Source organism: Rhizobium freirei PRF 81 (genome assembly GCF_000359745.1).
GTDB classification, from domain to species: Bacteria; Pseudomonadota; Alphaproteobacteria; order Rhizobiales; family Rhizobiaceae; genus Rhizobium; species Rhizobium freirei.
Genome location: NZ_AQHN01000027.1, coordinates 1 through 13563, shown reverse-complemented (window position 1 = coordinate 13563; position 13563 = coordinate 1). Strand labels below are relative to the sequence as shown.

Here is a 13563-nt window from a genome sequence, read left to right as displayed (position 1 = left end):
CGTTACTCCGAGAAGGTGAGGTGAAGGTTCAGGTGACTGTCAACCTTCACCTGGGCGCCGGCCGGAATGGCGAAAGTCGTATCATCCTGGGCGACCACTGCAGGACCGCTGAAACGATCGCCTGGACGTAACAGGTCACGTCGATAGAGTCCGATCCATTCGAACGCCTTTCCGGTGTAGACCGGGATTTCGCGCTCCGGCTCGGCGGCGCCCGCAACCGCGTCGAGGACAACGGTCGTTTGCAATGCCGGTCCAGCACCGATGGCCGACAGACGCAAGTTGACCAGTTCGATCTCCCCATCCAGATCGGCAAAATCATAGAGGCGGGCATGCATGGCGTGGAACGCCTCTTCCATGGCCGCGAGATTGCCTTCCGCCAGCCAAGCGACTTCCACTGGAACTTCAATTTCGAAGCTTTGGCCGACGTAACGCATGTCGGCGGATATCTGCAGTTCGGCAGGCCCCTCATGCCCCTGCTTGATAAGCCAGCTGCGCCCCTCGGAACACAGGGCCTCCAGGGAGCTGCGCAGCAGAGGCACGGCCTCCGGCGACAGATGGGTGAAAACCGTGCGAATGAAATCGCCGCGCAAATCCGCGACCAGACCGCCAAGCGCCGACACCACACCCGGACGCGGCGGCCCGATGACTTTCGCCATGCGGAATTCATTAGCCAGGAAGGCGCCCAGCATGGGGCCGCCGCCGCCGAACGGCATCAGGGTGAATTCTCTCAAATCGACCCCGGCTCGCGATGCGAGCTTTTCCACTTCGACGAACATTTCCGAAATCGCGATGTCGAGTATCGCCTGCGCCGCCTCTTCGACAGAGCGGCCGATACGTTCGGCGAGCTTCGCCATCGCCGCCCGCGCCAGCCCTACGTCGATCTGCAGCTGACCATAGGCCATCTGACTATGCCCGAGCCAGCCGCAGACAGCCATGGCGTCGGTAACGGTTACCTGCTCACCGCCCCGATCGTAGCAGGCCGGACCTGGCGTCGAGCCCGCCGATTCCGGCCCAACCCGCAAGACACCTTGCGCGTCGATACCGGCAATGGAGCCGCCGCCGATGCCGATCGAGCTGACCGAAACCGAGGGAATATGAAGCGGGAACTCGCCGATCAGTTCGCCCGTACCAAATTGCGGCTCTCCGTCGACGATCAGCGCGAAATCCGCCGAGGTGCCGCCTATATCCAAGGTCAGGATATGTTTTTCACCGGCGCGGCGCGCCAGCCAGGCGGCGCCGATCACGCCCGAAGCCGTACCGGAGAGCAGCATCTGGACACAGGAACGCTTGCCTTCTGCCGCGTTCATCACCCCACCGTTCGACTTGGTCAACAAGGCCGGCGCTTTCACACCTTGCGATGCGAGCTTATCCTCGAGAGCGGTCAGATAGCCGGAAACCCTCGGGTGGACATACCCGTTGAGGATCGCCGTCGTCGTCCGTTCGTATTCGCGAATGACAGGCCACACTTCCGAGGACGCGAAAACGAAGAGATCAGGCGCCAGCCTTTCGATTTCGGTCTTGACCGCCGTTTCCTGCGCATCATCCCGCCAGGAATGCAGGAAGGATACGATGATACCCGCAGCGCCCTTCGCTCTGGCCGCGGCCACAGCCGTTGCGACTGCGTTCATGTCCGGCGCCTGCGTTTGGCTGCCATCGGCCCGCAGCCGTACGGGGATGCCGAAGATCATGTCACGCGCGATGAGCTGGTCCGGCCGCGAACAGAAAAGCGAATACACATCCGGCATTCTCAACCGGGCCAGCTCGATGACGTCCTCGAAACCGGCATTCGTCATGAGCGCGAGCGAAACGCCTCGGCGCTGGATAACAGTGTTGATGCCGACGGTCGTGCCGTGAACGAAGCGGCTGATAGCCTCGGGCCGCAATCCCTCCCGCTCGGCAAGCAGCGAAAGTCCGGTCATCAGCTCGGCACCAGGATCGTCGGGCGTCGTCAGTACTTTCAATGAAGCGATCCGACCCGAGCGGGTTTCCAGTGCACAGAAATCGATGAATGTGCCGCCGATATCGACGCCGATCTTCCAATCCTGCTGTGAGGCTGGTCTGCCTTGCCCGGTCGCGTCCGCCATGTCCGTTCCTTTCGTTGACTGTCACAAGACTGGCATGGAGGGGTCGGGCAGGTCCAAGAGCGAAAACGCCAAGGGTCATAAGTCGGACTTATGCTTTGAGGCGAACAACCCATAGGCCGGACTTATGGGCTTGCCAGGATCTCGACTTTGACAGCGCCAAGCCGGATCGGACAAGCTGGAGGTCGTTTTAAGCCTCTGGAGGATCCCGATGGATGCTATCGTGCTGGGAGGCGGGCTCATTGGGGCCGCATCAGCCTTCTTTCTCGCCCGACGCGGTGTGCGTACGACGCTCATCGAACGTAATCGTGTCGGCAGCGGTGCAACGGTGGCTTCCTTCGGCAATATACGTCGAAGCGGGCGATATCTTCCGCAATTGCCGCTTGCGCATCGCTCGCTCGCCCTATGGGACCAGCTCGCCACCATGCTTGGACGCGATGTGGAATTCCGCGCGACCGGCCATTTGCGGCTGATATTCAGCCATGAAGGTCTCAGGGCGATGCGGTCTTTCGCCGAGGACGCCCGGCCGTGGGGGCTGGAGCTCGAAGAACTCACCGCGAAGGACGTGCGCGCCCGTTTCCCCGGCATCGGGCCGGAAGCCATCGCAGCATCATTCTCGCCAAAAGATGGAAGCGGCAACCCACGTCTCATTGCACCAGCCTTTGCAGACGCAGCGCGAAAACTGGGAGCCGACATCGTCGAAAACATCGAAGTCGAAGCCGTCAGGAAAAGCGAATACGGTTTCCAGGTCGAAACGTCCAAGGGCGTGTATGCCGCCTCGATGTTGCTGAACGCCACGGGAGCCTGGGGCGCGCGTATCGCGGGTCTGTTCGGAGAGACCGTCCCAATGGTCGCCAAAGGCCCGCAGATGGGCGTAACGGAACCCCTTCCCCATCGCGTTCTCCCAGTCGTCGGCGTCTGGGCCCACGATCATGGTGGTGGCTATCTGCGGCAGGTGGAAAGGGGCAACATCGTCTTCGGAGGCGGTGCCGAACGCACGGACGTTTCACTCGATACCGGATACGCCAAAGCGGATCCCGCTCGGCTACCCAGTCAGCTCCGCTCGCTATTACCGCTGTTTCCAGCGCTGAGAAACGCTGCCGTGATCCGCACTTGGTCAGGTTGCGAGGGCTATGTCGAAGACGGCCTCCCGGTGATGGGGCCGTCCTCAACGACGGCCGGCCTCTTCCACGCTTTTGGCTTTTCCGGACATGGGTTCCAGCTCGGCCCCGGTGTCGGCGACGTTATGGCCGAGATCATGGAAAAGGGGAGAACAGACATCCCAATGGAGGACTTTCGGGTGGAGCGCTTCCAGAAACTACCTCGCCCTTGAACAGCTTCGAACCGTCGCCCGGGAGCTTGCCCTTATCAAATAATCAAATAATTTGTACATTAGCACAATATGAAGTATCCGGATGATGCAAAATTTCTCAACGGTAGACCTGCTGCGCGATATCAAGACCGTGACCATGGCGGCAGATCGCCAGCCGGTCGCCGCGAAGTCGATACCGGAGATCAGGGCGCCGGCGTTGAGGCTGGTGCCGTCGATTACGAAACTTGCAAAATCCATTCACATCGCTCGATCCGGCCTGGAAGGTCGAGCAGCCGGTGTGCGAGCCGCTCGACAGGTTCGACGGCGAAACACGCGCGGAGCAGACGGAGAGGGTCCGCGAAGTGCTGGCCCATATCGGGCTAGGCGATCACCTGCTTTCGCGCAAGCCGTAAGCCTTGTCAGGCGGTCAACGCCAGCGCGTCGCCATTGCGCGAACGCTGATCTGAAGCCGGCCTCAATGAGATGACAGCGCGGGTCTGCCGTTCCTCATCGGTTGCAACGGTACGAGTCACGGAGCAATCTTCTGCGCCCATGCCAGGGTCAGACCGTGCTCAGAAACCCAACCAAAACGCTGCGACAGCTCTCCGGTACTGGCGGCACCGCCTAATTCGGCGAGGCGTCATGCGCGCTGGAGGCTCTTCGAACTAAGCGAGCAACCACTTCGGTGCGGTTCTGCGCCTGCAACTTACGCATTATGTGCTGCAAATGCATCTTCACCGTGTGCCCCGACAAATTGAGTTTTCCTGCAATTACCTTATTTGAGCAACCGCATTGTAACTCCGCGAGGACATCCGCCTCCCGGGGGGTGAACTCGGCAATCGCTAAGTACTGCGCCCTATCATCTAAGCTTTTTTCGGCTTCATTTTTGGCTGAGCTATGCTCGTTATGCCCACTTAAGCCGTTTGTAACGGCTCCCAATAGTTGTGGACAGAATGTTCCTCCCGCCAGAACGAGACGAAGGCCGGCAAGGGCAATGTCAATGGGAAGTGAAGTCGAGAAAAAGCCGCGGATGCCTATCTTGAGCGCCTGACGGGCTATGTCGACGTCATCCGTACCTGAGAGCAACGTGATAGGAGCCTCAGGAAAACGTGCAGTAATTGCCGCGAGATCATCACGCAGGCTGGTACTCTCAACATCTCTGCCGGCCAGATCTAGCGCAATCAAACGCACCTCAACCCCAAGAGCTTTGTCGAGACTCTCAGTTGAGATCATATCGATAAAATTCCAACCGGCGAGTTCACCCTCAAGAAGCTTCACCACTGTCGTTCGCGCCAGTGTAGAATGTTGAATAACAATAACAGTTGGTGCATTGCGCCGCATATGGCGCTTAGATTTAGCACTGTTGGACACCTGCGTGTTCCCCCGAATATTTGCAACCCAACAGCAATTCATATTATTCTCGTTCTCGCTTCATGTCATGACAAAAAATCCGGGTGTATTCTCGCAATCAATATTCAGATCTCTCATGATAATTCTTGCGGCCTATAAGACATAAACGAGAGATAATCTAAGCCAGCATAGCGCGTTAATAATAGGTTAGAAGGCTTACTTATGAGAACCTGCGGAATAGACTTGTCGCGGCAGATTTTCGATCTTTCGCCTGATTCACCGGAGAGAATCAGGTCAACAAAGCTTTCACAGACGCTGAAAAGGTAACCGATCTGTTACAGATCCATTCAGGAAAGGGCCGTTGGATACAACGAGCTGCCGATCAACTCGGCTTCAACTCCATATCTCAATTCCAGGCATTTGCAGATCCAGATCGCAAAACAACCAGTACAAAAAAGCAAAAAAACACAATATCGCTGATTACCCGTTATGGTTACTGAAAAATAGAATATAACGACACATTAATATCGACCGTCATCACCTTTACTCAGGCAATACTGCGCAGGCACCAACAGATGCCGAACAGACATAACGACCGCTGCGCTCGAAATCTATCACAACGCAGAGAAGTTGTGGTGGAATATTCTGCATCTCTGGTAGAGGGTCGTGCGCGCCATTTTGGCCGAGGAGGCGAAAACCGGGCGAAGGAAGCGATCCAGCATATGGTTTGGAAAATGGCGCGAGGAACGGTTTCATGCAGTCGAGCCTCAGCAATGCAAATGGGAGGCTGTCCGCTAGGTATGCATGAAGCTCAGAATGTCGTCTACGAGAGCCGAATGGGCGTCCGTGAGGTTGCCGGCTCCACCGTGCCCCCCGATGCCGGCCAACTGCAGCGCATGCTGATCGTAGAGAACATGATCGATCTGCTGGGCGTCCGCCGTCCCGCCGGCGGGAACCGCAATGTTGATGGGGTGGAAATAGGCGAGATTGACGTCGACCAAGCTGCCGGTTGACGATCCAATCCCGCCGCCGCCACCCTCATGGCTGCCGGTAAAGATCGTCTCTGACGACATGTTGAAGCCACCGCCGTTGCCGCCGATGCCTGCGATCTGCATGCCGCCTTGATCGAATACTGCATTGTTTGTCTGATGAGCCTCCGCCGAGCCGCCTGCGGCGCCTACGGCGATGTTGATCGGTGAGAAGATGGCCACATTCACGTCGACCATGCTGCCGACGAAAACTCCATCGCCGCCATGGCCCGCATAATTGTCGCCGGTAAAAGTCAATGCAGTTCCTGGGCTCGTCGACGAGTCATGGCTCGCGAAGTTATGATCTCCGCCCGAGCCACCGACGCCGCCAATCTGGGTTGCGCCCTGCAGAAACACTGCATTGTTCGATTGGTCAGCGTGAGCTACCGCACCAGGGCCCGCCGCCACAGCCGTGTTCACGGGGGCAAACAGCGCGACATCGGAGCTTACAAGCCCGCCGTAGAAGAGGCCGACACCCCCCGATCCGGCATGATTGGCGTCACCGCCGCCGCCGATGGCCGCGTTGCCGCTTCCGCCATTCCCGCCTATCCCAGCCATTTCGGTGGGATGCTGATTGACGAGTGCGTCGTTGCCCTGGAAGGCGTCGGCACCCGAATGAGGTCCTGCAATAGCGGTATTGGAGGGCACGAAGACGGCCAATGCGTTGCTGTTGATCACGCCTTCGCTTATCCCGTCACCACCGCTGCCGGCTGAATTATAGCCCGGACCAGAAGCGACATCCAATGGAAGCCAAGTCGGCACCAGTGCCAGATGCCCCGCGGCCAAATTGAAGGCGGGGTTTTGATCGGTGCCCGCTTTGGGCAAGTCTTCCAACAACGGACGAATTTCCGTCATTACCGTCTCCATTCCGCGGTCGACCGCACGCCCACCGAGCATGCAGCGCATGTAGCCTGGATTGTTCAGGCATTGTGCATCTGAACGCAAGAAAAGCGGAGCCCGCAAATCGTCTACATCCCGTCGGCTAGTTCTATAGCCATTTGGCCGTCATGGCCGCAGGGTCCCGTTGCGCGGGTTTGAGGGCACTATATCCGCCTTTGGATAAGTGGCCCAACATCCTGCAGCCCCCTTTCCCGCGACGGAACCCGACAGTTTTATGGCCCCGAACGAGATCTCCTCCACCGAGTGCCGCCCGATCAGAACCCCGGAATACAGGCGATTCGCCGGGGCGGACGTTGGTTCGAAAAACGGTGCCGCTTCCACCAGGTCGAAGGCGTAATCATGACCATGCCATCCGGCGTCAAACACTAAGGACTAAGCCAAAATAACGCTCTGCCACCTCCAGGCATACGTCCGAAGGAACGTCGCCGAATATCCAGATAGCTCGCAGGTTAAATCGCGAGCAATATTCACGCGCGGTTATATTGGCTGGCGATGAGATGCTGGATACCCACGCCGTAGAAGGAACACAGACGAAACGAAATCGAAGGAGTGACATCAATGCCTATTCCACAATTGTCTGACACGATTCAGCTCAACGACCCACACGCAGGCGACGCGAGTGCCGGCAACGGCGCCGGCGGCTACAACTATGGAAACATTGACTACAACCCGGTTGCATATGTCGCCAATACGCAAGCGGTCGAGGGGACATCTACCGATCTGCACAACGGCGATCATGTTGGGCAGGTAGCGGATTGGAGCGCCGGCGGTGGCGGAAGCGGTGGCTTTACCATGGCCCAGAACGGCTTGTTTTCGACGGCCACGAACAGCGGCGCCGGCGGCGCGGGGGGAGACGCTCACTCCGACGGCAGTCAAGGAAACACGAGCGGCGGCGACACGGCTACTGTGAATGCGGCTACGACCGCGACACAATATACGCAGCTTCTGGCCGATCAGCATGCCACCATCCTCGCAGGCGTCGGCGGCAACGGCGGCAACGGGAACGTGGCTCGCGGCGGCGATATCTCGTCGGCATTGATTCACACGGATCCCGAAACGACGACGGTGAACAATGCTCTCGATCATTTCACAAACGACTTCGGTCATATCGATCTCAGCCATCTTGGCTCATGAACTCAGGCCCGAGGGTCGCCAGTTTCGGCTGGCGACCCTCAAGGGTTGCTGAGACGGCCCGCAGCGTCTTCTTGTCAGTATCAAGTGCAGCGAGATCTGATAATGACAAAGATTTCTATAAAGCCATCGCGCCCGCAGACACACCTCGTTGTTGCGCTCCGGGCTTGTGCCGGAGCCTTCGGGTTGGTTTTCCTTTATAGCTGCGGCTACAATCTCTTTCTTCTAGCGCCTTCAATCTATCTCCTGCAGATCTATGACAGGGTCCTGTCGAGCCGAAGCGTAGACACGCTCCTGATGTTGACGATAATTATCGCCATCGCCGTGGTGGTCGGGTCAACGCTGGATATCGTGCGCAGGGCAGCTCTTTCGCGCATCGGCAGCTGGCTGGATCACAGGCTACGGCCCATGGTGCTCACCGCATCATTCGAATATGCCGCTCGCGCCGATCCAGGAGCCGCCACGGAGTGCTACAGGGACCTGGCCGCATTGCGTCAGTTCCTCGATTCCCCGGCCAGTTCCCTTTTTTTTGACGTTCCCTGGGCGCCGGTATTTCTGCTCCTGCTCTTTCTCGTTCACCCGCTGCTTGGGACCATCGGTCTTTTGAGCGCACTTGCACTTTTGTTGTTTGCGTTCCTGACGGAGATGTCGACGCAAGAGCCCCTTGGCCGCGCCAATCTTGCCCTTTCGAGGAGCTATCTGCGATTTGCGAGCGCCCTCAAGAACATCGAGGTGATCCGGGCAATGGGCATGCAGTATGGCGCAGCGCTGGTCGTCTATCGCGATGCGGAAATGGCAAGAAGGGCGCAGGACATCGCGATGCACCGGACGGAGATCATTCTTGGTTTCTCCAAATCGATCCGCACGCTCGCGCAGATCCTCATGATGGGATCCGCTACATGGCTGGTGCTTTCGAGCAGCAGCAGTCCCGGAATCATCTTCGTTGCGAGTTTGCTGCTCGGGCGCGGGCTCGCACCAATCGAGGGCGCAATAGGTGCATGGCGCTCCTTCACGTATGCGCGGAATGCCTTCAATCGCTTGAACGGAATGCTGATCGCCGTCGCATCGGAACGCGATGCCCGAACCGTGCCGCTGCCGGAACCCAATGGCCTTGTTCTCGATAACGTCAGCTATATTCAGCCATTCGCCAACAGGCAGCTATTGACGGGCATCACATTGCGCCTCGCGCCAGGCGATTGCGTAGCGCTCATCGGTCCGTCGGGATCGGGAAAATCGACACTAGGTCGCATTATGGCAGGCGTTGTGCAAGCAACGAGCGGATATGCTCTTCTTGGTGGGGTCGATATCTCAGCCCTGCGCCTTTGCGGAGGGACCCGCCACGTCGGATACCTGCCGCAGGACATCGAGCTCTTCGGCGGTGCAATCAAGGATGTGATAGGCCGGCTGGACGGAGGGGATCCCGGCAAAGCGATCGATGCCGCGAAGCTGGTTGGATTGCACGAAGCGATCATGCGGCTGCCCAAGGGCTATGAGACCGATATCGGCGAAGGTGGAAACCTGCTCCTTAGAGCTCAGCGCCAGCAGCTGGGACTGGCACGGGCAGCCTACGGAAATCCGTCTCTTGTCGTTCTCGACGATCCGAACTCGAGCTTGGATTACGACGGCGAACGCATGCTGTTCAAGGCAATTGAGCGCATGAAATCCAAGGGGATGATCGTCGTCATCATAACGCACCGGATGGGAATCCTGCCCGTCACCAACAAGATTGCCATTATGCGTAACGGGACGGTGGCTGCCTTCGGCGACAGTGAGCGGATCTATGAAACTCATCTTCAACCACCATCTCGAACCGGAACATAGGGAAGGACGCCGCCATGACCCTTGTTCAACTGGACGCAACGCCGGCGAGATTTTCAAATTCGTCAAGGACGGCCCAGGGGGTCGCTCAACGATCGACGGCGACAGCCGGTCAACAGGCGGCCTATTCGCCGGAGATCGAGTCGAAACAGCGCGGACCCGCCCCCCCTTCGCCCATGCCGGCGCTCAGAGGCGTTGTTTGGACCGGTAACCTGTTGATCTCGGTCTTTATAGTCGGATTGGGAATCTGGTCGGTTCTGGCGCCGCTGAAAAGCGCTGCGATTGCATCGGGCGTTGTCGAACCGGAGTCCAGCCGTAAGACCATTCAGCATCTGGAAGGCGGAATTGTGCGGCGGATACTCGTCAAAAACGGCGATGCGGTCACGGCCGGGCAGATCGTGATAGAACTCGACGATACGAAGTCTCGCTCGGAGCGCGACAGTATTCAAGAGCAGCTTTGGGACGCGGAAGGAAGTCGAGCCCGCCTGCTTGCCGAGCAGACGGGCGCCGACCATGTCGCCTATCCGCCGGACCTCAGGGCAGCAATGGACAGAGATCCTGCGGTCGGCGCGATTCTGGCGGGACAACAGAAGATCTTCGAAGCCCGCCGCCGGGTCATGCAGGCTGAAGTTGCGATCACCAACGAGAAAGTCGCGCAGGTGCAGCAGGAAATCATCGGACTTGGCGCGCAGAAGACGGCACTCGCTGAAAGAGCCGCAATCTCGCAGCAAGAACTGGATCAGGTGACGGCCCTCAGCGCCAAAGGATTGGAAAGAAAGAACACACTTCTCAACCTGCAGCGGGAAAAAGCAGACCTTGCCGGCCAGCAGGGACAGGTAGAGGCGCAGATCTCTCGCGCCTATCAGGTGATCAGCGGATCGCAGGCCGACCTTGCCAAGCTTGAGAGCGACCGGTTGAGCGAGGTCGCGCAAGGCATGCGCGACACGGAAGGCCAGATCATGCAATTGCGCGAGCGCCTGTGGGCAATCGATGACCAACTTTCAAGGACCGATATCCGCGCTCCCGAAGATGGAATAATTATGAACTTGCGCATCCATACAGCCGGCGGTGTGATCGGCGCGGGCGAACCGCTCGTCGATCTTCTGCCACGCGCCGATCGCCTTGTCGTGTCTGCCCACGTCAGACCGGAAGACATCAATCTCGTCCGTGCAGGGCTCGAGGCGCAGGTTCACCTTCTTCCATACAATCAGCGGCGTGTTCCACTCCTGAAAGGTCGGGTCGAGTATGTATCAGCGGACCGTCTGATCGATACGCAGAGCGGTCAGCCCTACTTTGCCGCGACAATCCGTGTGACGGACGAACGGTTGGCGAAAATGAGCGATGTCGAACTGGTCGCGGGCATGCCCGCACAGACAATGATCGAAACGGGCAAAAGCAGCGTGGCGCTCTATGCTATCAGGCCACTCCTCGACAGCTTCAACAAAGCATTTCGTGAGGACTGAAGCGGTGATGGGCAAGAGAAAATTCGACGACGACCAGATTACGGGCATTCTGAAGGAGCACCAAGCCGGCGTGAAGGTGGCAGATGTCTGCCACAAGCACGGCATCAGCGAGCCGACCTTCTATCGGTGGCAATCCCTGCAATTCGGAAATGCCGGTCTCGATGCCAGAAGGGTGAGAGCACTGGAGGAAGAGAACCAGAAGCTCAAGAAGCTTTTGGCCGAAGCCATGCTCTCGGCGGCGACGCTGAGCGAGATGCTGGCGAAGACATCGAAAGGGCGAAGCTAGAGTATCGAGGAAAAGTGCGCAGCGGTTTTCCGTCCGGAATGCGTAAGAAAACAAGAAGATAGAGCATTTCCGCGATTCAAGGAAAGGCGGAAACGCATGTAAACAGACGGATTTGTCGGCCGCCTTTTTGACTCCGTATATCAGCGGCATCATATTTTTGGACAAGAAAGCCTCGCCAAGGGGCAAAGATATACGGCTTGAAACGTAGCAAGCTCCATCACAACGTGGCTCGCCTTGAACCAGCCCGAATCTATGGCCCAGATATCCATCTCGGCCACGGCATGGCCGTGAGACCGAACGGGTTGAAGCAGGCTGTTCGGCAATTTAAAATTCTACTTGCGAACGGGCGGGCCATACGTTTGCGCCGAGAATTGGCTCTCGCTCACGTTTGCGCTGTTGAAGACGACGCTTTCGTGATCCGCTGGAGGATCGGCGGATACGCCATCGATTTCGGCATGCAAACCTCGCTCCCGGCGGCTCTTATGGACACTGCTCAAGAAGGAACTCAGGCGAATTCGACCATCCGATCATAGTGCCGGTCGGACCGATCGCTCTCCAGCGAAAGGCCTACGCGGCGCTCTTGAAAGGATTGGAGCGGCTTATGATTTTCCGAAGCGTCTCCGGCCCCTGGCAGCGCTCGCAGAGAGCAATGGCGGTCGATATCCGGGGAGCCAGAGCCTATCTGACAGAGGGGACCGCCTGGTTCGAGCGTCGGGCCGTCATGGAAATCCCCCGTCCTTGACACCGGCAAGCATCGGAAAGCTGAACTCAGGTTTCAGCAAAACCTGTTTTTCGACCATGCGATCGCCGGCAATACAAGCCAGCAAGACGTGCCCCATCCGCTCGCCCGTGTCTGTCAGATCTTCATAGATGGTCTCGACCTTGGGCTGGATCTGGCTGAGCAATTTCGAGGTACGCTTTGCCACCACATCATATTCGACACCGAGCGCAAGGCCGTTGTCAGCCATGCCCGTGATCGTTGCCAGGGCCGAAACCTCGCCTCCGCAAGTAAAACCATCGGGAAAGCCGGGCTCCGATGCGCGACGGCTGATATAGTCGCGGATCTGTTCCACCGGACAGTCCAAATCGATCTCATTCGGGATCTCGTAGTCAACTCCCGCCTCGCGAACGGCCGTCATGAAACCGTGCAGCAGGTGCTGAGAAAAAGTCAGCCGCCTTGGCGGGAGGATGATCAACAGCTTCCGCCGTCCACGTTCCACCAGCCGCTTGGTCGCCTCATAGGCGAAACTGAAATTATCGTAGTCGACAAAGGGATGGCCGACGGTGAATTCCGTCCGCCCATGCGTGACAAAGGGAAAGTCGTTTTCGAGCAGAAGGCGAACGCGGGGATCGAAAGGCTCTGTTCGGGAGAAAATCAGCCCGTCGACCATCCGATTGCGCACCAGATATTGTACCGCCTCGATGTTGCTTCCATTGATGAAATTCGGCGTCACGATCAGGTGGTAGGCGGTATTCTTTAAGGCCTTGGCCAGGCCGTGCATGATGGAAATGCCGTAGCCCAGGATCTCCTCGTGCGGATCGAGCAGGACGCCGATGACGTTCGTCTTGCCCGTCTTCAAACGCTGCGCCGCGCGATCAGGCAGATATCCGATTTGAGCAGCGACTGCGTGAACGCGCTCGCGCGTCTCGACCGAAATCTGCGGTGCATTGCCCAGCGCGCGGGAGACGGTCGTGACGGCAAAGCCGGTCATCTCGGAAATTGTGCGGAGGGTCGGCTTTCCGCTTCTGCCCACGGGCGTCGCAAGGGACGCGGATCTTCCGGGAATATCTTTCAAGAGAATACTCAGCCTGCATCGGGGTCGGCGTCTTGTACGCTGTTTCGGCACGAAGTGCAAATGCGTTGACGAAAACGTTTTCCGAGCCGATATCTGGGTAAACACGTTCGAGGACATGGTCGATTTCCCCACTAAAAGTAAGACTATTCAGCTATTTATGCCGGATTCAGAAATCGGAAGCAGGATCTTGACTTGAGCTTATTTGTAACGTTTTAAATGCTTTCGCGGCGAGTGAGGCCGCAAGCAGATGGCATCCGCCTGAGGACGGAGGCTTTTAGGGGAGCGGAGGACAACCTTCGCTCGGACGATTTGCACAATTGGGAGGTTAGAATGATAAAGTTTCTGACGACGACGGCGGTAGTGGCGCTGTCGGTTGGTGGTTTGGGCGTATCGGCTCA

The 13563-nt window shown here is 58.1% G+C and carries 9 protein-coding genes and 1 pseudogene; 6 read left to right on the top strand and 4 right to left on the bottom strand.

Annotation, left to right across the window (positions count from 1 at the left end; genetic code table 11):
* Nucleotides 1–2: 2 nt before the first annotated feature.
* Nucleotides 3–2084, bottom strand: a complete 2082-nt coding sequence (locus tag RHSP_RS07420) for a hydantoinase/oxoprolinase family protein (protein ID WP_004112088.1) — start codon at nt 2082–2084, stop codon at nt 3–5.
* Nucleotides 2085–2292: 208 nt separating this feature from the next.
* On the opposite strand from RHSP_RS07420, the gene RHSP_RS07415 reads away from it, so the two are divergent.
* Together RHSP_RS07415 and RHSP_RS34550 are read left to right on the top strand one after the other, a co-directional pair.
* Complete coding sequence (locus tag RHSP_RS07415) at nt 2293–3414, top strand: NAD(P)/FAD-dependent oxidoreductase (RefSeq protein WP_004112087.1); 1122 nt, start codon at nt 2293–2295, stop codon at nt 3412–3414.
* A 224-nt stretch (nt 3415–3638) separates the two neighbouring features.
* A complete protein-coding gene (locus tag RHSP_RS34550) occupies nt 3639–3806 on the top strand; it encodes a hypothetical protein (RefSeq protein WP_004112084.1) in 168 nt (55 codons plus the stop codon).
* 211 nt (nt 3807–4017) lie between these two features.
* Here RHSP_RS34550 and RHSP_RS07410 read toward each other — a convergent pair whose 3' ends face one another.
* Both RHSP_RS07410 and RHSP_RS07405 read right to left on the bottom strand, forming a co-directional pair.
* Nucleotides 4018–4806 carry a response regulator transcription factor gene (locus tag RHSP_RS07410; protein ID WP_004112083.1) on the bottom strand — a complete coding sequence of 263 codons (789 nt, stop codon included), beginning with the start codon at nt 4804–4806 and terminating at the stop codon, nt 4018–4020.
* Between the two features lie 731 nt (nt 4807–5537).
* A complete protein-coding gene (locus RHSP_RS07405) occupies nt 5538–6626 on the bottom strand; it encodes a hypothetical protein (protein WP_037150337.1) in 1089 nt (362 codons plus the stop codon).
* 603 nt (nt 6627–7229) lie between these two features.
* Between RHSP_RS07405 and RHSP_RS07400 the strand changes: the two genes are divergently transcribed.
* The 4 genes and pseudogenes from RHSP_RS07400 to RHSP_RS07385 all read left to right on the top strand — a co-directional run.
* Entirely contained in the window at nt 7230–7805 is a 576-nt protein-coding gene (locus tag RHSP_RS07400) for a hypothetical protein (protein ID WP_004112081.1), read from the top strand.
* A 102-nt stretch (nt 7806–7907) separates the two neighbouring features.
* Entirely contained in the window at nt 7908–9623 is a 1716-nt protein-coding gene (locus tag RHSP_RS07395; protein ID WP_004112080.1) for a type I secretion system permease/ATPase, read from the top strand.
* A gap of 14 nt (nt 9624–9637) precedes the next feature.
* Nucleotides 9638–11083, top strand: coding sequence for an HlyD family type I secretion periplasmic adaptor subunit (locus RHSP_RS07390; RefSeq protein ID WP_004112077.1), 1446 nt, complete (start codon nt 9638–9640; stop codon nt 11081–11083).
* Nucleotides 11084–11090: 7 nt separating this feature from the next.
* Nucleotides 11091–11348 (top strand): annotated as a pseudogene (locus tag RHSP_RS07385) (transposase); the annotation flags it as partial.
* 740 nt (nt 11349–12088) lie between these two features.
* On the opposite strand, the gene RHSP_RS07380 reads toward RHSP_RS07385, so the two are convergent.
* On the bottom strand, nt 12089–13282 hold the full coding sequence (locus RHSP_RS07380; RefSeq protein WP_004112070.1) for a LacI family transcriptional regulator: 1194 nt from the start codon (nt 13280–13282) through the stop codon (nt 12089–12091).
* Nucleotides 13283–13563: the final 281 nt, after the last annotated feature.